Source organism: Nocardia sp. XZ_19_385 (assembly GCF_015355755.1).
In the GTDB taxonomy this organism is placed as follows: Bacteria; Actinomycetota; Actinomycetes; order Mycobacteriales; family Mycobacteriaceae; genus Nocardia.
In genome coordinates, this window is record NZ_JACVEE010000001.1 from 476,896 (window position 1) to 501,228 (window position 24,333).

Genomic DNA, 24,333 nt, shown 5'->3' on the forward strand with positions numbered 1-24,333 from the left:
ACCGCGCTTCAGACTCTGTGGCTATAACCTGGCGAACAGCGTGCAGCGGCCCGGAGCTGGTGTCTTTCAGTCACACCGGCCCCGGACGATACCGGTTGTTCGGTTAGCGGGGGTGCATCGCCGCGCGTCAGCCGAGCGGCTTGGCGAGGGTGTCGGGTGCGGTGGCGTCCGCGCTACGAGCCCTGCGCCGGGCCAGCAGCGCCGCCACCACGGCAGCACCGGTGAGAATAACCGACAAATATTCGGGCAGGGAGCCGAATCGGGTAGCGAGTGTTGTGCTGCTGCGCAACGGAAGCTCGGCGACGAGGGCCGCGGGGACGAACAGCAGGGTCTGCTGACGCACCACGCCGTCCGCGGTGATGATCGCGCTGACGCCCGAAGTGGCGGCGACCACCAGGGCTCGCCCGTGCTCGACCGCGCGCACCCGGGACATGGCCAGCTGCTGGTAGGTCATCTCGCTGTCGCCGAAGGTGGCGTTGTTGGTGGGCACCGTGAGCAGTTGCGCGCCGGCGCGCATGGAGTCCTGGAAGGCCCGGTCGAAGGCGACCTCGTAGCAGGTGGCCACACCGATGTCGACGCCGTTCGCGTGGACCGCGCCGTCACCGTGGCCGGGCACGAAATAGCCTGCGCGGTCGGCATAGTCGGAGAAGAGCCGGAAGAACGAGCGCATCGGCAGATACTCGCCGAAGGGTTGGACGATCTTCTTGTCGTGCCGGTCCTGCGGGCCCGCCGCACCGTTCCACACCATCACCGAATTGGTGGTGGTGCGGTCGAAGTTGACCAGCACCGCGCCCACCAGGATCGGCGCCTTGATCTCCTCGGACGCCCGCGAGATCAGCTGGCGCGCGTCGGCATTGCGCAGCGGATCGATATCGGACGAATTCTCCGGCCAGATCACGACATCCGGCTGTTTCGCTGTCCCCGCCGCGACTGCCCGGGCCAATTCCTCGGTGCGCCGGACGTGGTTGTCCAGCACCGCGCGCCGCTGCTCGTTGAAATCCAGACCGAGCCGCGGCACGCTGCCCTGGATCGCGGCGACCGTGATCATCCGGTCGCCCTCTTCCGGGGCGGGCAGCGCGGTCCGAAGGATCACTCCGGTGAGAGGCATGATAGCCAGAGTTGCTGCCGCAGTGATAATTCCAGCCCTCGAACCCAGGGTGAGCTGGGATTTTTCCGGTATGGCGGGCCTATCCGCGGCGCTTGCCGACGAGGGAGCCGAGTTCTCCGACGACCGGTCCGAGTGCTCCGGCGGCGCGGCCGGGTTCGATGCGGCGGCTTCCCCCGCCACCTCCAGGCGCCGCGGTGAGCTACCCCGGTCGGCTGTGGCCCACAGCCGGTCGATCACTGCGGCAGCCCCGGTTCCGGTGAGTGCCACCGCGAATCCGACCAGCGGCGCGCCACCGATCATCGCCAGCGGCAGAAACCATCCGTCGGCCTGTCCGAAAGCGATTCGCCCCCAAGGGAATCCGCCGAACGGAAAGCTCGACCGCACCCATTCCGTCGCGACCCATGCCAACGCGATCCACAGCGGCCAGGCGCGCAGGTTCCCGAGCAGCCGGGTGAGCATCCCGAACAATCCGACATACACCGCGCACACGGCCGACAGCGCCAGCCACGGCACCGGCCCGACATAGATTCCGGTCCACGGCAGCAACGGCAAAAAGAACCCGAGCCCGGCGAGCAGCCCATACCCGAATCCCCCGCGCAGCTTGCCATTGCCGCGCACCACCAGCGTCAGCAGCGCAATCCCGACCGGCGCCAGGAACCAGAACGGACGCGGCGGGAAACTCCCGAACAACAACAGACCAGCCAGCAACGCCGCCACCGACCGGCTCAACACCGGATACCGCCCGACTGTCTCCGTCACCCGTAGCACCACCGCGCCGCGCCCCTCACTCATCGCCCTGCACACTCCACATCGACAACCGGTACGGGACAGGCATTCTCATGACAACACCCGCGCGAGCTGACGAAGGGGCGGGTGCGCGCATGACCTACGGGTTCAGGCTTCATAGATGGTGACCCCGCGGTGCACTGTGCGCAGGCAGCGCGGCAGGCGGGCTTCCGGGTGCAGCGGGGGCAGGCCAGGGACGCGCGAGCGGGGGTCGGTGGACCAGCGCTGCACGGTGTCGGCGGCGGCAGCGACGACGAGGTCGTCGGCTTCCCAGATGGCATAGGACGCAGGGGCACCTGGTACCAAGGTGCCCGCGAGGCCGTCCCGGACTCCGCCGGCGCGCCAGGCGCCACGGGTGGCGGCGGCGAAGGCGGCGCGTGGGGAGATGCCGTTGCCCGAGGTTCGATGGTTGGCGGCAGCGCGTATGGCGGCCCACGGGTCGAGCGCGGTAACCGGGGCGTCGGAACCGATGGCGAGGGAGATACCCGCGGAAGCCATCGCGGCGAACGGGTTCAGCGTCGCGGCGCGTTCCTTACCGAGACGCGCGGCGTACATACCCTCCGGCCCACCCCAGGCTGCGTCGAAACCTGGTTGCACACTGGCGATTACGCCCCACGCGCCCAGCTTCGCGATCTGCTCGGCGTCGAGCATTTCGGCGTGCTCGACGCGATGCCCGCGAGTGGCCACCGCGGGACCGCCGAGCGCTTCCACGACTCGTCCGAATCCGGCGACCACCGCGTCAATGGCGGCGTCGCCGATGACGTGGAATCCGGCCTGGATCCCCGCCTCGGTGCAGGCTTGCACATGCGCGGCAACCGCATCCGCATCGAGGTAGGGGCGTCCGATGCTGTCGTCGTCGGCATACGGTGCACGCAGCCACGCGGTATGCGACCCGAGTGAACCGTCGACGAACAGATCACCGGCGAGCCCGTGCACCCCGAGCTCCTGCACCAGCGCCTTCGCCTCCTCGGCGCTCCGCACGGCCTGCCCCCAGTACGCCCGCACCTCCACACCGTGCTCGAACTCCAGCAGCTCCTGAATATCGGTGCGCCCCGCGATATCCGGACCACCGCACTCGTGCACGGCCACAACCCCCTGCGCCGCCGCCGCATCCAGAGCGGCCTTCCGCGCCGAATCTCGTTGCGCCCGAGTCAATCCCGCCAGCGCCGCGCCGCGCACCAAATGGTGCGCGTCAGCCCGCACCGGCTCCCCCGGCGTGTAACCCACCGCCGAGCTCACCTCCGCCACCGAGTCCAGCAGCGCCGACGAGGCAACCGCCGAATGTCCGTCCACCCGAGCCAAATACACCAGCCGCCCCACCCCAGCGGCCGCGTCGATCTCCTCAACCGTCGGCGGCCTACCACCGGCCCATCGAGTCTCATCCCACCCGTCGCCCAAAATCGCACCCTCAGGATGCGCGGCGGCAAAATCGTGAACCAGCGCCAAGCACTGCTCGAGCGATTCCGCTCCAGCCAGATCGAGCCCCGTCAGCTTCAACCCCAACGCCGTCACATGCACATGCGGATCCACAAACCCAGGCGCAACAAACGCCCCATCGAGCTGAATGATCTCCGCATCCGGATGCAACGCCAGCCCCGGCTTGTCCGCCCCCAGCCAAACCACCATCCCATCGGTAACCGCCATAGCGGTCGCGTCAGGCGCACTGGAACTGTAAATCCGACCACCGATCAGCAACTGGGTACCCACGAGTGACCAGTCTGCCGCATCGCCCCACTACACCCGCACACCACACACGCCGATATGCCGCACCACACATAGGGCCGGACGTCAGTGGCTCCATATCGCGTCAGTGTCAACTGCCGCTGCAGCAGCCCTACGAGCCTGCGTGTTCGCCGACCTGGTCGGGCTCCGCACGGCAGGCACCGTCACAGATTGATCGTGAAACCGGCGATCTGCACCGAGTCGCCTCGGGAACCGTCCTGGATCTTCGTATAGCTGTCGTCCACGGGGTCTGTGAAAAGCGTCCACATACCACTCTCCGGATCCACCACCAGGTATTCGGGAACGCCCGCGCTCGCGTAGATCCGCCTCTTGGTGGCGTAATCCGCCTCGCGGCTGGAATCCGACACCACCTCGGCGACGAACAGCGTGTTAGCGGCATCCAGAGCCGCGCCGGCCGGGTATACGGCGAAATCCGGAGCCGGCGGGTACTCCCAACCCGGAATGCGCATCCGCACATCGGACTCGCGCTGAACCGACGAATCTTGCGTGCGCACTTGAAATTCCAGCTCCCGGATCACATGCCAGTGGGCAGGGCGCTGCGGCGACATCACGATCTGGTCCCCCTTGACATCGATCCGATACCCTTCCGGCGCCGGAAGGCCGTATGCCTGATCCAAGAATTCGTAATGCACAACCATGGAGAGCCCACCTCTTTCATAGGCCGTCGGCGATCAACATCCCAGTATGCCAGCTCTTCTCGTGGGCAACTGGCATGGCGTTCGCCGCGGCGTCAGCTGTCTCCGTACCGCGCCAGACTTCCGCTGTCGAGATCGAATCCGAATGGCTCGGGCAGCGTGATCGTATCGCCGAAGGTGCCGCAGAGATTGCCTCGGTACACACCGTCTTCGGGATCTGTGTGCAGCGCCCAGGTACCGAGCCGAGGGTCGATGACCAGCAGCATCTTGACGCCCGCGACGGCGTACCACCCGTTCTTGTCCGTGATCAGTCGTGCTTTCTCCGACATGGAAATCACCTCGACGGCGAGTTCGACATCCGCCGCGTCAGCAAGCCATTCGTCGTCGTCCTCCCAGGATTCGGGCAGGACGATCAGGTCGGGGGTGCAGTAGTCGTCGTGATCATCGGGGATCGGGATCGACGTGTTCTCGAACGCGGCCAGCCCCTGCGGGATTCGCGGCTCGATCTGCTGCCGAATGCGCCTGATGGTGCCCGCGTGCACGCCACGCCGGGGCGGTGACATTACGAGGTTCCCGCCCAGAATCTGCACCCGCAGGCCCGTCGCAGACTCGACCTGTTCCGCGACGGCGCGCAAGTTGCCCGGGCGCGGGTGCATGGCGGGGAGACTCATGGACGATCCCTCCAACCCTTGCGAACGGCTCGAGCCTGAAGCTATCGCAGCAGGTCGTGCGCGCGTCTCAGACCGCCGGGCCGATGATGCGGTGGGCGTTGCCCTTGCCGTCGTCGTACCACTGCTGGACGACGACGCCGTCGATGACTTCGCCGCGGTCTACTACCTCTTCGCCGTCGATGACGATGCCGCGGTAGGGCATTTGGGCGCGCAGTTTGCTGACGCGGCGGTCGGCGACGGAGCGGACCAAGGGGCGGACGAGGAAGCGGGTGGGGGGTAGCAGGAAGAGGAGGCCGATGAGGCCGGTTACCAGGCCGGGGATGAACATGAGGAAGCCGCCGGTAGCGACCAGGGTGGCGTCGGCGACGGCGGTGCCTGGGGTGATTTCGCCGGCGCGAGCGCGGCGGAATTGTGCGAAGACGCGGCGGCCCTGGGAGCCGATCAGGAGGATGCCGATGGTGGAGACCACGATGAGCGACAGGATCGCGGGGACGACGCCGAAGAAGTGGCCGACGGCGACGAGGGCGGCGAGCTCGATGACGGCGTAGAGGAAGAAGATCAGGGCGGGCATGGCGATCCTTTCGGACGATCTACTGGTATCAACGTCCTGATCGAGGAGAATTCTCCCGGTGGGCCTGGGAAGGCCCTGAGATTTCGAGCACGCTCAGCCGCCGGGGCGGACCAGGCCCGTTTCGTAGGCCAGCACCACGGCTTGCACGCGGTCGCGGAGGCCGAGTTTGGTGAGCACCCGGCCGACGTGGGTTTTCACGGTCGCTTCGGACAGGAACAACTGCTCGGCGATCTCGGCGTTGGAGCGACCCGCGGCGATCTGTTCGAGCACTTCGCGTTCGCGAGCGGTGAGCACATCGAGGACGACCGGGTCGCGCATGCCGCCGGGTTCTTCGGCGATGAGACGGTCCAGCAGGCGCTTGGTCACCTTCGGGGAGACCACCGCGTCACCGGCGGCGACGCTGCGGATCGCGGAGATCAGATCTTCGGGCGGGGTGTCCTTCAACAGGAAGCCGCTGGCGCCGGCGCGCAACGCACCCAGTGCGTGTTCGTCGAGGTCGAAGGTGGTCATGACGAGCACCTTGCTGTGGCCCGCTTCGACGATCTGCCCGGTCGCGGTGACACCGTCGACGACCGGCATCCGCACGTCCATGAGCACCACGTCGGGCCGCAGTTCCCGGGCGCGCGACACTGCGGCGGCGCCGTTCTCCGCCTCCCCCACCACTTCGAGGTCGGGGTGCGCGCCGAGGACCATTTTCAGGCCCATGCGCATCAATTCCTGGTCGTCGACGACGAGAACGGTGATCGGCACGGTCTCAATCTATCGGCACAGCAGAGCTATTCGGGGTGGCCGGGGGTGAGCGGGATCGTGGCGTGCACTCGCCACTTGCCGTCGGCGAGCCGGCCGGTCTCCAATGTGCCGCCGAGGACCGCGATGCGTTCGCGCATGCCGAGCAGCCCGAGCCCGCTGCCTTCGATCGGATGCGCCGGCGGCCCGTGCACCGGCAGGCCCCCGGAGTCGGTGACGTCGACCAGCACGTCGGACTCGCGCCGCTGCACTCGCACCCAGGCCTTGGGGGTGGCTCCCGCATGCCGCAAGGTGTTGGTCAGCGACTCCTGAATGATCCGGTGCACACCGAGACTGACCTCCGCCGAGACGCCGTCGAGTTCGCCGGTCAGTTCCAGGTCCACGGCCAAACCGGTGCCGCGCATCATGTCCACCATCGCCGCGATACCCGCGGTGCCGTGTTGCGGCAACTGGTCCGGGGCATGCTCGGTGCGCAGTAGCGCGACGGTGCGCCGCAGTTCCCGCAGTGCCTCGCGTCCGGTCGCCGAGATGGTCGTCAGTGCCTGTTCGGCGGTGTCCGGGTCGCGGCGCAGCGCGTACTTCGCGCCGTCGGCTTGCACGATGATGACGCTGACCGCGTGCGCGACGATGTCGTGCAGTTCGCGGGCGATGCGGGTGCGTTCCCGGGACACCGCCTCGTGGGTGCGGCGTTCCCGGTCGTAGTCGGCGACCGCGAGCCGCGCCGCCACCTCGGTGTCGTACTTGTGGCGAGCGCCGTTGAACTCGGCGAGGGTCCAGCACAGCGCGTAATACATGACGATTGCCCAGCTCGTGGTCAGCACCGGCTGCCGCAGCAGCACGATCGACATCGCGGTGTCGAGGACGAGACCGGCCAGCAGCAGCAGACCTTCGCGGCGGCCGACGTAGGCGACCAGCGTGTAGAGCATGATGCCGAGCGCGATCAGCGCCGGATGGATTGTCATGTCGTCGAGCAGGTAGCTGAGCACGGTAGTGCCGATGGACAATCCCAGCAGGGTGGCCGCCATCGCCCGGGGGTAGATGCGGCGCAATGCCACGGGCAACGGCAGCAGGCCGCTCAGTACCAGGTAGACGACCGGATGTTTGCTGTCGTCTACGCCGGCGAGGATGTCGATGACCAGCAGCCCGAACGCCAGCATGGAGTCGGCGACGACGGGCTTTCCGCGAAGCCACAAGCTGAACTGGCGCATGGGATTCAGACTATGCGGGTGGTCGGGGCAGGTCGGTGCACTGTCCCCGTCCGTGTTTTTGTTGTTCGGGGAGGTGGGGGTGTCCAGGGGTTGGAGCAGATGGGTCCCGGCGTTCGCCGGGATGACGGGGAACGGGCGCTGTGGATACCCGCGGGGACGCAAACATGGGATGTCTGGTTTTCTTACGGCGTGGATTTGGGAGATTGGTCCGTGTTGATCGCGGCGGCGGCCGCCGCGGGCTGGGTGGATGCGGTGGTCGGTGGCGGCGGATTGATCATCTTGCCGACGTTGCTGTTGGTTGCGCCCGGTATCGCGCCGCAGACCGCGCTCGGCACCAACAAGATGGCGGCCGTCGCGGGTACCGCCGCCTCGGTGGCGACCTTCGCGCGCAAGGTGCCGATCCAATGGAAGATGATGGTGCCCGCCGCTGTATTGGCCGCGATCACCGCGGCGGTCGGCGCGGCGGCCGTGTCGCTGATCGACCGCGAGCTGTTCATCCCGATTGTGCTGGTGGTGCTCGTCGGCGTGGCGCTGTTCGTCACCTTTCGGCCTTCGATCGGGGTCACCCTGGCCACCCATCCCCCGACTCGCCGCAAGGCAATATTGGTTGTCGCGCTCGCGGCCGGGCTGATCGGCCTCTACGACGGCCTGATCGGGCCCGGCACCGGCACCTTCCTGATCATCACCTTCGCCACCCTGCTCGGCACCGAGTTCGTGCGCGCCGCCGCGATGGCGAAGGTGATCAACTGCGGGTCCAATGTGGGTGCGCTGATCTATTTCGGGTTCACCGGCCACATCCTGGTCGCCCTGGGCGCGGCCATGGCGGTCGCCAATATCGCGGGCGCGGTGCTCGGCTCGCACATGGCTCTGCGCAACGGCGCGAAATTCGTGCGCGTCGTCCTGCTGGTGGTCGTCGTCGCGATGGTGGCGCGGCTGGGCTGGCAGCAGTTCAGCTGAGCCGCTGGTTGTTTCAGCCGACCGGTTCCGGCGCCTTGGTCGAGGCGAGCCACGGCTGTAACACCTGCGAGGTGGTCTCGTGGATCCGCCGGTGCAGACGTTCGCCGTCTTCGGGGCCCGAATTCGGTTGCTGGAACAGCACTGTCAGCGCGCCCGAGACCGCACCCACGACCGCACCGACCAGGGCGGCGGCGCCGACCTCGTCGAGCTCCTCGGGGAACGCGGCGTGCAGCTGCCGGCCGATCTCACGCTGCGCCACCAGCTGTGCGTGCGCGGCGCGCCCGCTCACCGCGGGCACGGTCCGCGAAACCTGAGCGCGGACAGCGGCGATGCGGGCGTTGAGATCGTCGACGAGGTGCTCACCGGGGTTGTCGCCCGCCGCACGCAACGCGCGCAGCAGCACCTCGACGGGCCGTTCCCCGGGATGGCGGGAGCCGATGGCGGCGACCGCGGCCCGGACCCGCTCGTCGGGTTCGGGGAAGAGTAGCTCTTCCTTGCTGGCGAAGTAGTTGAAGAAGGTCCGGGTGCCGACCTCGGCGGCGGCAGCGACGTCGGCCACCGTCGTCTCCTCGTAACCTCTCTCCTCGAAAAGCTCGATAGCAGCTTCGAGGAGAGCGCGGCGGGTACGTTCCCGTTTACGGTCGCGGAGGGCGGATGGTGGCACGCGGGCACAGTACGGCATATGGCGCGGCAGGCGGTGTAACCACGGGTTTCCCGCGCGCCGCCCGATCTTGAAGGGCCGGTCCTGTAGTCGCTCAGGACAATTCGTCCGGGGTGTAGCGTAGCTGGAGTGCCTTCCGGAGTAGACGCCGAATTTCTTGCGCTACCGCTGTCGACGCTCGCCGACGCCGCGCTGTCCACCGCGCGGGTGCTCGGCGCCCAGCATGCCGATCTGCGGGTGCACCGTCTCGTGACGCAATCCATCCGAATACGGGACGGCCGCGTAGAGGCGATCAGCAACGCCACCGATGTCGGGCTCGCGGTCCGGGTGATCGTCGACGGAACTTGGGGTTTCGCCTCGGCCGCCGCCCTCACCTCGGACACCGCCGCCGAGGTCGCGCAGCGGGCGATCACCGTCGCGAAGACCTTGCGCGCGCTCAACCGGGAAAAGGTCGAGCTCGCCGACGAGCCCCGCTACGACAACGCGCAGTGGGCCTCGCCCTACGCGCTGGACCCGTTCGCGATCCCGACCGCCGACAAAGTCGATGTGCTGCAGGACTATTCGTCCCGCCTGTCCGCCGCCGACGGCGTCGATCACGTGACCGCCTCGGTGCTGCAGGTCAAGGAACAGACCTTCTACGCCGACACCGCCGGATCCTCGATCACCCAGCAGCGGGTGCGTTTGCATCCGGTGCTGGAGGCGATCACCGTCGATTCCGCATCGGGCGTCTTCGAATCCATGCGCACCCTGGCCGCCCCGGCCGGGCGCGGCTGGGAGTACGTCACCGGCGCCGACGGAATCTGGGACTGGGACGGCGAACTCGCGCAGATCCCGGCCTGGCTGGCGGAGAAGGTGAAGGCGCCCAGCGTCACCGCGGGTCCCACCGATCTCGTCATCGATCCGACCAACCTGTGGCTGACCATCCACGAATCCATCGGCCACGCCACGGAATACGACCGCGCCATCGGCTACGAATCCGCCTACGCCGGAACCTCGTTCGCCACCCCCGACAAGCTCGGGACGCTGAAATACGGCACCCCGATCATGCATGTCACCGGCGACCGCACCCAGACCCACGGCCTGGCCACCGTCGGCTACGACGACGAGGGCGTGGCCGGGCAGCGCTGGGATCTGGTGCGCGACGGCATCCTCGTCGGCTACCAGCTGGACCGGGTGTTCGCCCCGCGCCTGGGCCTGGACCGCTCCAACGGCTGCTCCTACGCCGACTCGGCGCACCACGTGCCGATCCAGCGCATGGCCAATGTGTCGCTGCAACCGGATCCGGAACGTGACACCAGCACCGCGGAACTGATCTCGCGGGTCGAGGACGGCATCTACATCGTCGGCGACAAGTCCTGGTCGATCGATATGCAGCGCTACAACTTCCAGTTCACCGGGCAGCGGTTCTTCCGGATCCGCGACGGCAAGCTGGACGGTCAGCTGCGCGATGTCGCCTACCAGGCCACCACCACCGACTTCTGGGGTTCCATGGAAGCGCTCGGTGGACCCTCCACCTGGCAGCTGGGCGGCGCGTTCAATTGCGGCAAGGCCCAGCCCGGTCAGGTGGCGGCGGTGAGCCACGGCTGCCCGTCGGTCCTGGTGCGCGGCGTCAATATTCTCAACACCCGAAACGAGGCGGGATCGTGAGCGAGCGCAGCGAGGGAACCGAAAACACAGCACTGCCAGTCAGTGCGGAACCGAGCGTCAGCGAGGTGCAGCAGTGACTGCCACAACGGTTTTGGCCGCTCCCGAAGTAGTCGAGCAGGCACTACGCCTGTCGCAGGCCGACGAGGCCATCGTCATCGTCACCGACGCGCACGAAGCGTCGCTGCGGTGGGCCGGGAATTCCATGACCACCAACGGATCCTCGGTGTCACGCGCCTGGGCGGTGGTGTCGATCTTCCGCGACGGGCCGAACAGCGCCCGCGTCGGCAGCATCAGCTCCACCAGCGTGAACGCCGACGAGGTCGAGGCCGTGGTGCGCGCCAGCGAAGCGGCGGCCCGCACGGCGGAGCCCGCGAAAGACGCCATGCCGCTGCTGGATCCGGATTCGCTCGATCCGGACAGTCTGGACTGGGACCTGCCGTGGGACGGTTCGCCGCTCACGACCGACATCACCGTTTTCCAAGACGTGGCCCGCGATCTCGCGACCGGTTTCGACGGCACCGACAAGCTCTACGGTTTCGCCCACCATCAGGCGCAGTCCACCTGGCTGGGCACCTCGGCAGGGATCCGCCGGCGCTGGATCCAGCCGACCGGATCGATCGAGATCAACGGAAAACGCGGCGAGGGTGCGGATCTGGCGAGCGCCTGGGTCGGCGCCGGCACCCAGGATTTCTCCGATGTGGATGTCCCCGGCCTGCTGACCGAACTGTCCCGCCGTTTGGATTGGTCCAAGCGCCGCGTCGATCTGCCCGCCGGTCGCTACGAAACCCTGCTGCCGCCGTCGGCGGTCGCCGACCTGATGATCTACATGAACTGGTCGATGGAGGGCCGCGGCGCGCACGAGGGCCACACCGCCTTCTCCCGGCCGGGCGGCACTCGAATCGGTGAGCGGCTCACCGATATTCCGCTCACCCTCTACTCCGATCCCGCGGCCGCCGGACTGGAGTACATCCCGTTCGTCGCCACTTCCGCGTCCTCGGAGTCGGTGTCGGTCTTCGACAACGGCTTGACCGCACAGCGCGTCGACTGGCTGCGTGAGGGCGTCATCCAATCGCTGGTGTATCCGCGCGCGACCGCCGCCGAATTCGGCGCTGCCGTCACGATTCCCGGCGAGAACCTGCTCATGTCCGGCGGGGCGGACACCTCCCTGGAGGACATGATCGCCCGCACCGAACGCGGTCTGCTGCTGACCTGCCTGTGGTACATCCGCGAGGTCGACCCGGCCACGCTGCTGCTGACCGGCCTCACCCGGGACGGCGTCTATCTGATCGAGAACGGCGAGGTCACCGCCGCGGTGAACAACTTCCGGTTCAACGAGAGCCCGCTGGACCTACTGCGCCGGGTCAGCGAGGCGGGCCGCACCCAGGTCACGCTGCCTCGCGAGTGGAAGGATTGGTTCACCCGAACGGCGATGCCGCCGTTGCGGATTCCCGACTTCCACATGTCCTCGGTCAGCCAGGCGACCTAGGAGTTTCAGTGCGGGCGTGACACCTCGTAGGTGCCGTCGTGGTCGGTGACAGTGACCGCGACGGTCTTCTTCAAGCCGTCGATCTTGACGCTGCATTCGTAGCTGCTACCCACGACCACGGGCAGTTCCGCGGGGCATTTGACGTCTTTGACCGCGGCGATGCCGTAGGAATCACCCAGCACCTCGGCGATGCCTTGCTGCACGGCGACCGGGTCGAGATTGTCCGGCACGGCAGCGGCGGCCTTGGCCACCGGGGTGGTCGGCAGCGCGCCGATCGGGGCGACCGCGGCCGGCGCCTGGATGGCGGCGGTGGGCGTGGGTTTCGGTGCGGGCGTGTCGTTTTCGCGGATATTGACCACGACGAGTCCGGCGATGACACCGGCGACGGCGATCGCGACGGCGGCGATCACTCCGGCGATGATGACGGGAACCCAGCCGTTGTGGTCGGGTCCGTGCTCGGGCTCTTCGGGTTGGGCGATCGGGTACGGGCGAGAGGCGTTCGGCCGTCTGGTCGGTGCAGTCATACAGTCCCTCCCTCTACTGGGGCAGAGTCGAAACAAGGTGTTCGGCTGTGGACCACCCCCGTGCCAGAGGGAGGATAGCCGAGCGCGTGCGGGCGCGCCGCGAGTCGTGCCGATTCGACCGGCCCGACATGCCGGGCCCGCGCCGATCGGCGAGTGATCAAGGGGCGGGGGTGATCTCGAGGCCGATCGTGGCCGCTTTTCCGCGGCGCAGGTTGCTCCCCAGAATGACGAGCGGGCCAAGAATGAAGTACTTCTTTTTCAACAACTTGCGCACCCGTTCGGTGCCCGCCGCGTCCAGCACCCGCCCGGTGCCTTCGACGACTTCGCCGTGCGGTTTGCCACTGGGGTTGCACGGCTGCAGGGTGACGGCGGGATTGCGGCGCAGTCGCTTCACCTTCCAGCTGTCGGTGACCGTCCAGATGTAGAGCTTGCCCTCGGACTCCACGGCCCAGACCGCGGTGCCGACCGGGGTGCCGTCCTTGCGGAAGGTGGTCAGCAATACGTAGTCGGCCTTGCCGACGGCCCCGAGGGTGTTGGTCATGCGGGTCAGCCTACTGGGCGCTGGATCTTGTTGCCTCAGTCGGTTGTTCGATACTCCCCGGCCTCCAGGCGTTCGATCAGACCGCCGGTCCAGCCGGTCAGGTTCGCGAAGACGCCGCTCCAGAGTTCGAGCATGTCCGGGAGGTGCGGTGGTTCCTGACGGTCGGGGAATTCCGGTTTCATCGCGAGTAGTCCGTCGCGGATCTCAGCACTGTGACGCTGCTGTTCGCGCAGCTTCTCGAGGATGTGCGCGCGGGGCAGCGCGTCCATGAACGCGATGGCGGCGCCGAGTTCCTCCATGTCGACACTCACCAGGGCGATGTCCATGAGCTTGCGGAATTCGGCCTCGCCGTCGGGGGTCAATTCGTACAGGGTTCGGCCGGGCCCTTCGGCGCTGCTTTCGGTGCCGAGCGTCTCGAGCTTGCCTTCGGCGGTGAGCTGTTTGAGGGCGTGATAGATCGAGCCCGGCTTCGCGTTGGTCCAGGTTTCGGCGCGCCAGGACAGCAGTTCGCGGCGCACGGCGTAGCCGTGAGTGGGTTGCTGACGTCGGATGACGCCCAGCACCAGGAGACGGACAGCTGCCATGGGAGCCATGGTACTCAAACTTGACTTCCAGGCGGAGCGCGGCCTAGTTTGAAGTAGTCAAAATTGATTAGCCCTGTTCAGAGGAGAAATCATGGTCGACACTCCAGTCCCGGTGCTGTGGAGCGCGCAGGCCGACGAAACCCTCGACTTCTACAAAGCCATCGGTTACGCAGTCGTCTACGCCCAGACCCGGCCGTACGTCGCGATTGCCGTCGAGCGCAATGGCGGCCACTTGCAGTTCACCGCGCCGCCGGCCGGCCTGCCGAGCCCGTTCGAGTCGCTGGGCTGCCTGGTCGCGGTCGACAACGTAGCCGACCAGCACCGCGATCTCACCGAACGGCTACGCGCCCACTACGGGAAGATCCCCGCGAAGGGCTGCCCGCGGATCACCCGGTTCCGGCCGGGCCAGAGCCGGTTCACCCTGGTCGACCCGCACGGCAACTATCTGCTGTTCATCCAGCGCGATGAGCCGTCGGAACTGGAATACGGCGGGTCGTCCGAACTCGAGAACCTGGCCAAGGTGCTCGATAACGCCCGCATCCTGCGAGACTTCAAGAACGACGACAAGGCAGCCGCGCGCGTGATCGAAGTCGGCCTGCGGCGGTTCGGCCCGGAATCCGAGCCCGTGGAACGGGGGCGCGCGCTGGCCATGCTGGCGGAATTGGCTGTCGCCGAGGGCGATTCGGCAATCGCCGCGAAGTATCGGGCGCAGGTCCGGGAACTGGACCTGTCGGCCGAGGACCGAGCGATCGTCGCCGCGGAACTCCAGGCGGGTACCGACCTGGAGCAGTGGTCGTCCGAGTGATTCCACCTCGGGGCGAAAATCCGCCACCTGGGGTGACCTGACCCCACCCCAGGGTCACTGTTGCGCCACTGACACAGCTGGGACGTTTAGGGAGCCAGAACAACACCTATTCAAGGAGGCTCCCATGGCAGTCCAGTTCGCGACCAGTTCGGTCACCGTCCCTTCCGGGACCGGCCGTCGCACCATTCAGGGCAGCGTCACGTTCAACGCAACCGTGTTGCGGGCAGGCGTGGCGCTCAACGGTTTCAAACTCGACTACGACAGCGAAGATCACCACATCAACGTCGTGGAAGCCGACACCGATATTGTCGCGATCAGCGGCAATACGGTGCGGTTCCAGGTCGAATGCCATTACGCGGACAAGAATTTCGACGACAAGTACCAGGGCTATGTCAGCGCCCTGGTGATCGCCGAAACCGCGTAACGTCCGGACTCACGCCGCCAGCGTCAGCACCTGTGGGCCGTCTTCGGTGATGGCGACGGTGTGCTCGGAGTGGGCGGTGCGTGAACCGTCGGCGGAGCGGATCGTCCAGCCGTCGGCGTCGGTGTAGATGCGGTCGGTGGTGCGGGCGAACCACGGTTCGATGGCGATGGTCAGGCCGGGGCGCAGGGGGTAGCCGCGGCCCGGGCGGCCGGTGTTGGGGATATGCAGGTCCTCGTGCATGGTGCGGCCGATGCCGTGGCCGCCGTATTCCAGGTTCACCGGGTAGCCGTAGGATTTCGCGACCGCGCCGATGGCGGCGGAAATATCGCCGATTTTGTTGCCGGGCAAGGCAACCGCGATAGCGGCAGCAAGCGCTTCCTCGGTAGCACGGACGAGCCGCTCATCCTCCGCGGCGGCGTTGCCGACGATCACGGTGGTGGCCGCGTCCGCGGCCCAGCCGTCGATGACGACCGCCAGATCCATGGTCAGCACGTCCCCGTCGCGGAGCAGGTAGTCGTGCGGAAGGCCATGCAGGACAGCGTCGTTGACCGACAGGCAGACGGTGTTGCGGAACGGGCCGCGCCCGAACGAGGGCGAGTAGTCCCAATAGCAGGATTCCGCGCCGCGCCGCCGGATCCGTTCGCGCACATGCGCTTCCAGTTCCAGCAGATTCACCCCCACCTTCGCCCGGGTACGCAGGTCGGCGAGCACCTCCCCGACGAACTGCCCGGTCACCCGCATCCGCTCGATCTCCGCGGACGACTTCAACTCCACCACCGCATTCACCTCTCATTGGTATTTTAATACCAACGTAGCGGGCTCGGTATTAAAATACCAATCACCGTGCTACCGTGAGGTCATGGTTCGTCTTCCGCTCTCTGCCGCCCAAATCGAGGCGGGTCGCCGACTCGGCGGGCTGCTGCGCGCGGCCCGCGGCGAGCGCGACCTCACCGAAGTCGCCCGCGCCGCGGGCATTTCACCGGAAACCCTTCGCAAGATCGAAACCGGCCGCCTGCCCTCCCCCGCCTTCGGAACCGTGGTGGCCTTGAGCCAGGCACTCGACCTGCCCCTGCAAGACCTGGCCGACACCTGCCGCTCCGCCGGTCTCGCCGAATCCGCCTAGCGCCCCGCGCTCGGCGGACCCAGGTTCGAGCACTCAGCCGCGGTGCTTGCGGAAGAAGGCGCGCACGTCGTCGACGAAGAGGCCGGGCTGTTCCATGACCGCGAAATGGCCGCCCTCGGTGTGCTCGGTGAAGTGCTCGAGGTAGCCGCCGGGGTTCATGGCCGAGCGCATCACCGGGCTGGCGTTGAAGACCGCCCACCCGGTGGGGACATCCGATGGTGCGACCCAGTCCAGGCCCGAATGCGCTACCTCCCACAGGTATTGGGCCGCTGTCGCACCGCTGCGGGTGAACCAGTAGATGCTGATCGTTGTCAGGAGGCGGTCACGGTCCACCGACTCCTCCGGTGAGCGGGCAGGGTCGGTCCAGTTCTGGAACTTCTCCGCGATCCACGCGAGCTGCGCCACCGGCGAATCGGTGAGGGCGGGCCCCAGTGACTGCGGCCGATGCTGTTGCAGCACAAGGTATCCCTTCTCCTGCGCCCACTTCGCCTGCTCGACGGCGATCAGCGCGAGCTCGTCCTCGTTCAGATGTTCCGGGATCGGGATCTGCTCCCCCATCAGCCCGAGCATTCCCGAATCGGTCACCACATGACTTGCGATCACCCGCTGCGGCAGCGTCGCCGCCAACCGCCCGGTAATCCCCGCCCCCACATCACTGCCCTGAGTGGCGAACCGCTCGTACCCGAGCCGGGTCATGAGTTCGGCGAACGCTTCGGTGGTCCGCTTCATCTCCCACCCCGTATCGGCCAGCGGCGTGGAGAACCCGAACCCCGGCAGCGACGGAATCACCACATGGAACGCATCCGCCGCGTCCCCACCGTACGACTGCGGATCGGTAAGGGGCCCAATGACATCGAGGAATTCCACCACCGTGCTCGGGTACCCGTGCACCAGCAGCAACGGCACCGCCGTCGGCTCCGCCGACCGCACATGGAAGAAGTGAATCGGCTGCCCGTCGATCTCGGTCATGAACTGCGGGAAGGCATTCAACGCCGCCTCCTGCTTCCGCCAATCGAACGCCCCACCCCAATACTCGGCCAACTCCCGCAGATACCCGCCGGGAATCCCCCGGCTCCAATCGTTTTCGGTCCCGGCCGGCAACACCGGCCACCGCGTCGCAGCCAGCCGCTGCCGCAACTCATCGAGCTCGGCCTGCGGGATGTCGATCTGGAAGGGGCGAATTTGCGCTGTGTTCGTCATGAGGACCACTCTTCGCCGCAATGCGGAAGACTTCCTTCCGCATTCGAGAAATCGGTGGCGGGGAATTTGTGCGAGACTCGCCCAGGTGAGCAACCCTGACGATGCGGACGCGACCCGGCTGGCCAGCGAAGCACTGCGACGCGGAGATCCCACTGGATGGTTCGAGCAGTTGTATGCGGAGGCTGCGGCGGGGTCGGCCATCGTGCCGTGGGACGCGGCGGCACCGAATCCGCTGCTGGTGGAATGGGTATCGCGGCGTCCACCTGCACATGCTGATCAGCGCGCACTCGTCATCGGCTGCGGCCTGGGTCGCGATGCCGAATATATTGCCGCGCAGGGGTTTCGGACGACCGCGTTCGATATCTCCGAGACTGCCCTCGCGACTGCCCGGGCACGTTTTCCGGAATCCACGGTTGATTATGTGGTGGCCGATCTGCGCTCTCCGCCCGAGCCCTGGGTCGGTGCGTTCGACCTGGTGGTGGAGGCGATCACCGTGCAGTCGATGCCGCTGTCGGTCCGCGATCAGGCGATTGTCCAGGTGTCGAGCCTGGTGGCGCCGGGCGGCACGTTGCTGGTCATCTCCGGTATTCGAGCGGAAGGTGAGGACGTGGACGGGCCACCGTGGCCGCTGACCCGGTCGGAGATCGACGCCTTCGCCACCAATGGGCTGAAACCGGCTCTGGTCGAAGAACTTCCGCGGCCGGACAAGCCGAATGCCTTCCGCTGGCGCGCGGAGTTCCAGCGGCACTAGGTGCCCGCGGTGCTGCCGCCGATGGCGAAGTAGACGGTCATGAGGACGAACAGGAACCAGCCCGCGCCCTGCCAGATGACCCAGTTCTTGCCGCGCCGCCAGGCGAGGTAGGTGATGACGAAGGCGCCGATGCCGCCGAGGAGCAGGACCGCGCCGGGGCCGAAGACGACGGCGACGCGGGCGGAGGTGTCGCAGAGGACGACGTCTTCGCCGGAACAGCGGGCGCGGGCGGCCGCCCACCAGAAGGTCAGGGCCGCCACGACGACGGCGAGGCCGATGACCGAGAGCGTGTAGGTCGCGGCGCGGCGGAAGGTGCCCTCGTCGGAGAATCGTTTTTCGACGTCGTTGACCATGTCCAGACCTCCTCGCGGTGGATCGGAGCCTGTCGGTACCCATCATGCCCCGACCGGCGGGTTCATGATTGCGGAAGGAAATCTTCCGCGATCGGTGCGACGATCGCTGGATGCTGGAAACATCGGCTCGGCTGCTGCGGCTGCTCGGCCTGCTGCAACTGCATCGGGATTGGACCGGGCCCGCCCTGGCCGAGCGACTGGGGGTGTCGACGCGGACGATCCGCACCGATGTCGAGCGGTTGCGGACGCTCGGGTACCCGGTGGTGGCGACGCCGGGGGCCGCGGGCGGGTATCGGCTGGGGGCCGGGAGTTCGCTGCCGCCGCTGCTGCTGGACGACGAGGAGGCGGTCGCGGTGGCCGTCGGGCTGGCGACGGCGGCCAATGGCGCGGTGACCGGGATCGAGGAGACCTCGGTGCGGGCGCTGGCGAAACTGGAGCAGGTGCTGCCGTCGCGGCTACGGCATCGGGTGCAGGCATTGACGGCCGCCACGGTGCATGTGCCGGCCGGTCCGCGACCGACCGTCGACGCGGGGGTGCTGACCGCGATCGCGGCGGCTATCCGGGCGAGCGAGCGGCTGCGGTTCGACTACGAATCGTATTCCGGCACGGGGACTTCCGGCACGGTGTCGCGGCGGGACGTGGAACCGCATCGGCTCGCACACTGGCGCGGGCACTGGTATCTGGTCGCCTGGGATACCGGGCGGCGGAATTGGCGGACCTTCCGGGCCGATCGGATGACGCCGCGGACGCCGAACGGTCCACGCTTCGCCGCGCGGCCGATCCCGGAAACCGATGTGGCCGAGCGGGTTCAGCGCGGGGTGGGGTCGGCCATGTGGCGGTATCGGGCGCGGGTGCGGTTCGCCGCTCCCGCCGCCGACGTGCGCGCCCGCATGCCCCTGGCGGTGGAGATCGAACCGGACGGCCCGGATCACTGTGTGGCGCATGTGGGTTCGGATACGCCGCAGCAACTGACGTCGTATCTGGGGCTGCTGGATGTGGATTTCGAAGTGCTGGACGCGCCGGAACTGTCCGCGCAACTGCGGGCGATGGCGGCGCGATTCCAGCGGGCAGCGGGCGAGCAATAGCGGGGAGCGGGAGCGGCAATCGGTGCCCGACGAATTGAAATGCGAGTGCACCCGATGTGAATACAGATATCCCCGGCCGTTGGGCCGGGGATATCCACTATGGATTTATCGATCGAGTACTACTTCGATCATTGGTTGGCGCCGACAATGCCACCGATGATGCCGCCGATGAGACAGCCGGGAGCGAACCCGACGAAGAAGAACAGGAAGCCGATCAGTGCGCCGACTGCGCAGCCGATCAACACGCCGGCGACGGTGGTTCCGGCGTCACCGATGTTCTGCAACGCGGGTTGCGGAGCCGGAGCATTGACCGGCGTCAACGTCAGCTGGCTTGCGGCCGCGTCGACTTCCGGAACTACCTGGACCGTGCCGGCGGCGGTCTGCAACGTGGTCGGCACCGAGGCCAGCACAGCCCCGTCCGGCGCGACCACGGTGATTCCCGTGGGCGTGAGCTCGAACTTGCCGGAGGCCAGCGTGAGAGTGGCGGCCGAGTGGTCGGGCGCTACGGCCGCGGCGTACTGGACACCGCGGTCCACGCCGCTGAACGCCGGTTGCTGAGCAACGGCGGGCGCACCACTGGCGGTGGCCGCGGTGACGGCGGTGGCGGCGGCGGTCAGTACTGCTGCCGCTACCAGTTTTCTGATCATCATAAGATTATCCAATCATCCAGCCGAATCGACTATTTGTTCCCCGAGATACGGACATGGGACTCAATAATCATGCGCCTGCACGGCATTGGATGTACACGGAATGAAGACCCCAGAATTGGGGGATTGATTTCGCGCCGAAGGTAATTCAGAATTCCGCGTCGCGAGAGTGGTTCCGGCACAACAAACCGATGCGTCGTTTTGTTGTGCGGCCTGCGCTGCCGAAGTCACGGACTGGACACAGGGTAGCGCCCATTACAACGAAATCGCAGCAATTCCAGCGTGATCCGGGCGCGAGCGGTTACCCGCGCCCGGCACACCGCTATTCGAGTTCGCCCTCGGTCTCCAGGTACACCTGACGCAACCGGTCCAGCGTCTCCTGCTCCGGCGCCGCCCACATGCCGCGCTCGGCCGCCTCCAGCAGACGCTCGGTGATCCCGTGCAGCGCCCACGGGTTCGACTGCTCCATGAACTTGCGGTTCACGTCGTCGAAAACGTAGCTCTCGGTGAGCTTCTCGTACATCCAGTCGGCAACCACGTCGGTGGTGGCGTCGTACCCGAACAGATAGTCGACGGTGGCGGCCATCTCGAACGCGCCCTTGTAGCCGTGCCGGCGCATCGCCTCCAGCCAGCGCGGGTTCACCACGCGGGCCCGGAACACCCGCGAGGTCTCCTCGGAAAGGGTGCGGGTGCGCACCGCGTCGGGCCGGGTGCTGTCACCGATGTAGGCCTCGGGGTTCTTGCCCGTCAGCGCGCGCACGGTGGCGACCATGCCGCCGTGATACTGGAAGTAGTCGTCGGAGTCGGCGATATCGTGCTCTCGGGTATCGGTGTTCTTGGCGGCCACCGTGATTCGCTTGTAGGCGGTGCGCATGTCCTCGGCGGCGGGTGCGCCGTCGAGATCGCGGCCGTAGGCGAAACCACCCCAGGCGGTGTACACCTGCGCGAGGTCGTCGTCGGTGCGCCAGCTCTTGGAGTCGATGAGCTGCAGCAGGCCCGCGCCGTAGGTGCCGGGCTTGGAACCGAAGATGCGGGTGGTGGCGCGGCGCTGATCGCCGTGCTCGGCCAGATCCGACTGGGCATGGGCGCGCACGTAATTCGACTCGGCGGGCTCGTCCAGGTCGGCGACCATGCGGACGGCATCGTCGAGCAGGGCCAGCACGTGCGGGAAGGCGTCGCGGAAGAAACCGCTGATGCGCACGGTCACGTCGATGCGCGGGCGGTCGAGTTCTGCCAGCGAGATGACCTCCAGGGTGGTGACGCGACGGCTCGCCTCGTCCCACACCGGGCGGACGCCGAGCAGCGCCAGGACTTCGGCGATATCGTCGCCGGAGGTGCGCATCGCGGAGGTGCCCCACACCGAAAGGCCCACCGAGCGCGGGTATTCGCCGTGATCGGTCAGGTAGCGCTGCACCAGCGATTCCGCCATGGCCTGACCGGTTTCCCAGGCCAGGCGCGAGGGGACGGCCTTGGGGTCGACGGAGTAGAAGTTACGGCCCGTCGGCAGCACGTTGATCAGGCCACGCAGCGGGGATCCACTCGGACCGGCCGGGATAAAGCCACCGTTGAGGGCGTGCAGGACCCGCTCGATCTCGAGATCGGTCTGACGCAGGCGCGGCACCACCTCGGTGGCCGCGAAACGCAGCACCGAGGCGACCGCTGCCAGTCGCTCCGAATCCGTGGGACCGCCGGACGCGGGCTCGTCGGCCGCCCGGTGGCCGTCCAGAATCGCGGTCTCGAAGTCGGCGACGAGCTGGTCGACCGCTCCGGCGGACCAACCCTCGGCCTGCAGCGCGCCCAGGAGTTCACGCGCCCGCGCCTCGACCACGTCGACCCGGCCGCGCACCTCGTCGCCGGACTCGCTGAGCCCCAGCGCTTCTCGCAGGCCGGGCACGTTCTGCTCGCCGCCCCACAGCTGGCGGGCACGCAACATGGCCAGCACCAGATCCAGCTCGGTCTCCCCCACCGGCGCCTGCCCGAGCACGTGCAGGCCGTCGCGGATCTGCACGTCCTTGATCTCGCACAGCCAGCCGTCGACGTGCAGCAGCATGTCGTCGAAGACGTCCTCGTCCGGGCGATCGGTCAGCCCCAGGTCGTGGTCCATCTTGGCCGCGCGCATCAGCGTCCAGATCTGCTGGCGGATGGCGGGCAGCTTGGCCGGGTCCAGGGTGGAGATATTGGAGTGCTCGTCGAGCAGCTGCTCCAGTCGCGAGATGTCGCCGTAGCTTTCGGCGCGCGCCATCGGCGGGATCAGGTGGTCGACCAGGGTGGCGTGCGCGCGACGCTTGGCCTGGGTGCCTTCGCCGGGATCGTTGACCAGGAACGGGTAGATCAGCGGCAGATCGCCGAGGGCGGCGTCGGTGCCGCAGGAGGCGGACATCCCGAGGGTCTTGCCGGGCAGCCATTCCAGGTTGCCGTGCTTGCCCAGGTGCACCATGGCGTCGGCGCCGAAACCCTCAGGGGCCCTGAGCCATCGGTAGGCGGCCAGGTAGTGGTGGCTGGGCGGCAGATCCGGGTCGTGGTAGATCGCGACCGGGTTCTCGCCGAAACCGCGGGGCGGCTGCACCATCAGCACCACATTGCCGAAACGCAGTGCGGCGATGACGATTTCGCCCTGGGGATCCTGGGATCGGTCGACGTACATTTCGCCGGGCGGCGGGCCCCAGGCTTCGACGACGGCCGCGCGCAGATCCTCGGGCAGCGTCTCGAACCACTTCGTGTAGACGGCGGCGCCGATGCGAATCGGGTTGCCCTCCAGCTGTTCTGCGGTGAGCCAGTCCGGGTCCTGGCCGCCCGCGGCGATCAGCGCGTGGATCAGCGCGTCACCGTCTTGTTCCTCGAGACCGGGGATCTCACCCGGTGTGCCGAGATCGTAACCGGCGGAGCGCATTTCGGTGAGCATGCGAATCGCGCTGGCCGGGGTGTCCAGGCCGACGGCGTTGCCGATGCGGGCGTGCTTGGTCGGGTACGCCGACAGCATGAGCGCGATTCGCTTGTCCGCGTTCGGGATATGCCGCAGCCGGGCGTAGCGGACCGCGATGCCCGCCACCCGGGCCGCGCGCTCGGCGTCGGGCGCATAGGTGGACAGGCCGTCGGCGTCGAACTCCTTGAACGAGAACGGCACCGTGATGATGCGGCCGTCGAACTCCGGGACCGCGACCTGGGTCGCGACGTCCAGCGGGGACATGCCGTCGTCGTTGGCCTCCCACTGGGCGCGGCCGCTGGTCAGGCACAAGCCCTGCAGGATCGGGACATCCAGCTCGGCGAGCGCGGCCACATCCCAGGCTTCGTCGTCGCCACCGGCCGAGGCGGTCGCGGGCTTGGTGCCGCCCGCCGCGAGGACGGTGACGACCAGGGCATCGGCGGTGCGCAGGGTGTCGAGCAGTTCCGGTTCGGCGGTGCGCAGCGAGGCGCAGTACAGCGGAAGGGCTTTCGCGCCCGTGTTCTCGATCGCACCGCACAGGGCGTCGATGTAGCCGGTGTTCCCGGCCAGATGCTGGGCGCGGTAGTAGACGACCGCCACGGTGGGGCCGTCGACCTCGGCGGCGTCGCGCTCCAGCTCACCCCAGCTGGGCAGCTGCACCGGCGGCTCGAAACCGTGGCCGGTGAGCAGCACCGTGTCGGACAGGAAGTTGTGCAGCTGGCGCAGATTCTCCGCGCCGCCGGCCGCCAGATAATTGTGCGCATCCGCGGCGACGCCGCCGGGCACCGTGGAGCACTCCATCAGCTCCGCGTCCGGGGCGATCTCGCCGCCCAGCGCCACCATCGGAATCCCGCTGGCCCGCACCGCTTCCAGGCCCTCTTCCCAGGCGCGCTTGCCACCCAGGATGCGCACGATCACCAGATCAGCGCCGTCGAGCAACGCGGGCAGGTCTTCGACGAGCAACCGGGCCGGGTTGCCCCAGCGGTACTCGGCCCCGCTGGCGCGGGCACTGAGCAGGTCGGTGTCGGACGTGGACAGCAGCAGAATCACAGAAACGGCCTTCCTCGGGTTACGCGCCCATGGGTGGGTTTTGCTGCTCGCCGGAGAGGGTCTGGCTGTTTCAGTGGCGCGACCGCACCGGGATTGCACCGGT

The 24,333-nt window shown here is 67.6% G+C and carries 24 protein-coding genes; 8 read left to right on the forward strand and 16 right to left on the reverse strand.

What is annotated here, in order from left to right; all coding sequences use genetic code 11:
* Positions 1–127 precede the first annotated feature (127 nt).
* The 7 genes from lnt to IBX22_RS02095 all read right to left on the reverse strand — a co-directional run bounded on the left by lnt (position 128) and on the right by IBX22_RS02095 (position 7,469).
* Positions 128–1,900 carry an apolipoprotein N-acyltransferase gene (lnt, locus tag IBX22_RS02065; protein ID WP_194813676.1) on the reverse strand — a complete coding sequence of 591 codons (1,773 nt, stop codon included), beginning with the start codon at positions 1,898–1,900 and terminating at the stop codon, positions 128–130.
* Between the two features lie 102 nt (positions 1,901–2,002).
* Complete coding sequence (locus tag IBX22_RS02070) at positions 2,003–3,601, reverse strand: amidohydrolase family protein (RefSeq protein WP_309234382.1); 1,599 nt, start codon at positions 3,599–3,601, stop codon at positions 2,003–2,005.
* A gap of 179 nt (positions 3,602–3,780) precedes the next feature.
* A complete protein-coding gene (locus tag IBX22_RS02075; protein ID WP_228538134.1) occupies positions 3,781–4,275 on the reverse strand; it encodes a Uma2 family endonuclease in 495 nt (164 codons plus the stop codon).
* Between the two features lie 92 nt (positions 4,276–4,367).
* Positions 4,368–4,943 (reverse strand): Uma2 family endonuclease, encoded by a 576-nt coding sequence (locus IBX22_RS02080; RefSeq protein WP_194813679.1) that lies wholly within the window; start codon positions 4,941–4,943, stop codon positions 4,368–4,370.
* Positions 4,944–5,010: 67 nt separating this feature from the next.
* Positions 5,011–5,514: an FxsA family protein gene (locus tag IBX22_RS02085; protein ID WP_194813680.1), complete on the reverse strand. Its 504-nt coding sequence runs from the start codon at positions 5,512–5,514 to the stop codon at positions 5,011–5,013.
* A gap of 93 nt (positions 5,515–5,607) precedes the next feature.
* Positions 5,608–6,264, reverse strand: a complete 657-nt coding sequence (locus tag IBX22_RS02090) for a response regulator transcription factor (protein WP_194813681.1) — start codon at positions 6,262–6,264, stop codon at positions 5,608–5,610.
* Positions 6,265–6,290: 26 nt separating this feature from the next.
* Entirely contained in the window at positions 6,291–7,469 is a 1,179-nt protein-coding gene (locus IBX22_RS02095; RefSeq protein ID WP_194813682.1) for a sensor histidine kinase, read from the reverse strand.
* A 189-nt stretch (positions 7,470–7,658) separates the two neighbouring features.
* Here IBX22_RS02095 and IBX22_RS02100 point away from each other — a divergent pair, with 189 nt between their 5' ends.
* On the forward strand, positions 7,659–8,426 hold the full coding sequence (locus tag IBX22_RS02100; RefSeq protein WP_194813683.1) for a TSUP family transporter: 768 nt from the start codon (positions 7,659–7,661) through the stop codon (positions 8,424–8,426).
* A 13-nt stretch (positions 8,427–8,439) separates the two neighbouring features.
* On the opposite strand, the gene IBX22_RS02105 is transcribed toward IBX22_RS02100, so the two are convergent.
* Positions 8,440–9,090, reverse strand: coding sequence for a helix-turn-helix domain-containing protein (locus IBX22_RS02105; protein WP_309234383.1), 651 nt, complete (start codon positions 9,088–9,090; stop codon positions 8,440–8,442).
* A gap of 126 nt (positions 9,091–9,216) precedes the next feature.
* Between IBX22_RS02105 and IBX22_RS02110 the strand changes: the two genes are divergently transcribed.
* Positions 9,217–10,734: a TldD/PmbA family protein gene (locus IBX22_RS02110; protein ID WP_194813685.1), complete on the forward strand. Its 1,518-nt coding sequence runs from the start codon at positions 9,217–9,219 to the stop codon at positions 10,732–10,734.
* Between the two features lie 73 nt (positions 10,735–10,807).
* On the forward strand, positions 10,808–12,220 hold the full coding sequence (locus tag IBX22_RS02115) for a TldD/PmbA family protein (protein WP_194813686.1): 1,413 nt from the start codon (positions 10,808–10,810) through the stop codon (positions 12,218–12,220).
* Positions 12,221–12,225: 5 nt separating this feature from the next.
* On the opposite strand, the gene IBX22_RS02120 is transcribed toward IBX22_RS02115, so the two are convergent.
* From IBX22_RS02120 to IBX22_RS02130, 3 genes are all read right to left on the reverse strand, one after another.
* On the reverse strand, positions 12,226–12,744 hold the full coding sequence (locus IBX22_RS02120; RefSeq protein ID WP_194813687.1) for a DUF4333 domain-containing protein: 519 nt from the start codon (positions 12,742–12,744) through the stop codon (positions 12,226–12,228).
* 157 nt (positions 12,745–12,901) lie between these two features.
* Complete coding sequence (locus IBX22_RS02125; protein ID WP_194813688.1) at positions 12,902–13,285, reverse strand: PPOX class F420-dependent oxidoreductase; 384 nt, start codon at positions 13,283–13,285, stop codon at positions 12,902–12,904.
* 35 nt (positions 13,286–13,320) lie between these two features.
* Positions 13,321–13,869, reverse strand: a complete 549-nt coding sequence (locus tag IBX22_RS02130; protein WP_194813689.1) for a PadR family transcriptional regulator — start codon at positions 13,867–13,869, stop codon at positions 13,321–13,323.
* A 91-nt stretch (positions 13,870–13,960) separates the two neighbouring features.
* On the opposite strand from IBX22_RS02130, the gene IBX22_RS02135 reads away from it, so the two are divergent.
* On the forward strand, positions 13,961–14,674 hold the full coding sequence (locus IBX22_RS02135) for a glyoxalase (RefSeq protein ID WP_194813690.1): 714 nt from the start codon (positions 13,961–13,963) through the stop codon (positions 14,672–14,674).
* A 124-nt stretch (positions 14,675–14,798) separates the two neighbouring features.
* A complete protein-coding gene (locus IBX22_RS02140) occupies positions 14,799–15,098 on the forward strand; it encodes a hypothetical protein (RefSeq protein WP_194813691.1) in 300 nt (99 codons plus the stop codon).
* Positions 15,099–15,107: 9 nt separating this feature from the next.
* On the opposite strand, the gene map is transcribed toward IBX22_RS02140, so the two are convergent.
* Entirely contained in the window at positions 15,108–15,875 is a 768-nt protein-coding gene (map, locus tag IBX22_RS02145; RefSeq protein WP_194813692.1) for a type I methionyl aminopeptidase, read from the reverse strand.
* Between the two features lie 82 nt (positions 15,876–15,957).
* Between map and IBX22_RS02150 the strand changes: the two genes are divergently transcribed.
* The gene (locus tag IBX22_RS02150; protein ID WP_194813693.1) at positions 15,958–16,221 is read left to right on the forward strand and encodes a helix-turn-helix transcriptional regulator; all 264 of its coding nucleotides are present in this window, start codon (positions 15,958–15,960) and stop codon (positions 16,219–16,221) included.
* Between the two features lie 33 nt (positions 16,222–16,254).
* Here the strand turns inward: IBX22_RS02150 and IBX22_RS02155 are convergent, their stop codons facing one another.
* Positions 16,255–17,421 carry an epoxide hydrolase family protein gene (locus tag IBX22_RS02155; protein WP_194813694.1) on the reverse strand — a complete coding sequence of 389 codons (1,167 nt, stop codon included), beginning with the start codon at positions 17,419–17,421 and terminating at the stop codon, positions 16,255–16,257.
* A gap of 85 nt (positions 17,422–17,506) precedes the next feature.
* On the opposite strand from IBX22_RS02155, the gene IBX22_RS02160 reads away from it, so the two are divergent.
* Positions 17,507–18,172, forward strand: a complete 666-nt coding sequence (locus IBX22_RS02160) for a class I SAM-dependent methyltransferase (RefSeq protein ID WP_309234384.1) — start codon at positions 17,507–17,509, stop codon at positions 18,170–18,172.
* On the opposite strand, the gene IBX22_RS02165 is transcribed toward IBX22_RS02160, so the two are convergent.
* Complete coding sequence (locus tag IBX22_RS02165) at positions 18,169–18,525, reverse strand: hypothetical protein (protein WP_194813696.1); 357 nt, start codon at positions 18,523–18,525, stop codon at positions 18,169–18,171. The two genes, IBX22_RS02160 and IBX22_RS02165, sit on opposite strands and share 4 nt — an antisense overlap.
* Before the next feature lie 110 nt (positions 18,526–18,635).
* On the opposite strand from IBX22_RS02165, the gene IBX22_RS02170 reads away from it, so the two are divergent.
* Positions 18,636–19,610, forward strand: a complete 975-nt coding sequence (locus IBX22_RS02170) for a YafY family protein (protein WP_194813697.1) — start codon at positions 18,636–18,638, stop codon at positions 19,608–19,610.
* Positions 19,611–19,738: 128 nt separating this feature from the next.
* Here IBX22_RS02170 and IBX22_RS02175 read toward each other — a convergent pair whose 3' ends face one another.
* The gene (locus IBX22_RS02175) at positions 19,739–20,260 is read right to left on the reverse strand and encodes a hypothetical protein (protein ID WP_194813698.1); all 522 of its coding nucleotides are present in this window, start codon (positions 20,258–20,260) and stop codon (positions 19,739–19,741) included.
* 319 nt (positions 20,261–20,579) lie between these two features.
* Positions 20,580–24,230, reverse strand: coding sequence for a cobaltochelatase subunit CobN (cobN, locus tag IBX22_RS02180; protein ID WP_194813699.1), 3,651 nt, complete (start codon positions 24,228–24,230; stop codon positions 20,580–20,582).
* Positions 24,231–24,333 lie beyond the last annotated feature (103 nt).

What these genes read in the sequence shown, in the direction of transcription:
- IBX22_RS02150 (WP_194813693.1), top strand. Translation starts at nt 15,958, where the DNA reads ATGGTTCGTCTTCCGCTCTCTGCCGCCCAAATCGAGGCGGGTCGCCGA.
- IBX22_RS02125 (WP_194813688.1), bottom strand. Translation starts at nt 13,285, where the DNA reads ATGACCAACACCCTCGGGGCCGTCGGCAAGGCCGACTACGTATTGCTG.
- IBX22_RS02075 (WP_228538134.1), bottom strand. Translation starts at nt 4,275, where the DNA reads ATGGTTGTGCATTACGAATTCTTGGATCAGGCATACGGCCTTCCGGCG.
- IBX22_RS02080 (WP_194813679.1), bottom strand. Translation starts at nt 4,943, where the DNA reads ATGAGTCTCCCCGCCATGCACCCGCGCCCGGGCAACTTGCGCGCCGTC.
- IBX22_RS02140 (WP_194813691.1), top strand. Translation starts at nt 14,799, where the DNA reads ATGGCAGTCCAGTTCGCGACCAGTTCGGTCACCGTCCCTTCCGGGACC.
- IBX22_RS02155 (WP_194813694.1), bottom strand. Translation starts at nt 17,421, where the DNA reads ATGACGAACACAGCGCAAATTCGCCCCTTCCAGATCGACATCCCGCAG.
- IBX22_RS02085 (WP_194813680.1), bottom strand. Translation starts at nt 5,514, where the DNA reads ATGCCCGCCCTGATCTTCTTCCTCTACGCCGTCATCGAGCTCGCCGCC.
- IBX22_RS02135 (WP_194813690.1), top strand. Translation starts at nt 13,961, where the DNA reads ATGGTCGACACTCCAGTCCCGGTGCTGTGGAGCGCGCAGGCCGACGAA.
- IBX22_RS02120 (WP_194813687.1), bottom strand. Translation starts at nt 12,744, where the DNA reads ATGACTGCACCGACCAGACGGCCGAACGCCTCTCGCCCGTACCCGATC.
- IBX22_RS02170 (WP_194813697.1), top strand. Translation starts at nt 18,636, where the DNA reads ATGCTGGAAACATCGGCTCGGCTGCTGCGGCTGCTCGGCCTGCTGCAA.
- IBX22_RS02095 (WP_194813682.1), bottom strand. Translation starts at nt 7,469, where the DNA reads ATGCGCCAGTTCAGCTTGTGGCTTCGCGGAAAGCCCGTCGTCGCCGAC.
- IBX22_RS02130 (WP_194813689.1), bottom strand. Translation starts at nt 13,869, where the DNA reads ATGGCAGCTGTCCGTCTCCTGGTGCTGGGCGTCATCCGACGTCAGCAA.
- lnt (WP_194813676.1), bottom strand. Translation starts at nt 1,900, where the DNA reads ATGAGTGAGGGGCGCGGCGCGGTGGTGCTACGGGTGACGGAGACAGTC.
- IBX22_RS02175 (WP_194813698.1), bottom strand. Translation starts at nt 20,260, where the DNA reads ATGATGATCAGAAAACTGGTAGCGGCAGCAGTACTGACCGCCGCCGCC.
- IBX22_RS02165 (WP_194813696.1), bottom strand. Translation starts at nt 18,525, where the DNA reads ATGGTCAACGACGTCGAAAAACGATTCTCCGACGAGGGCACCTTCCGC.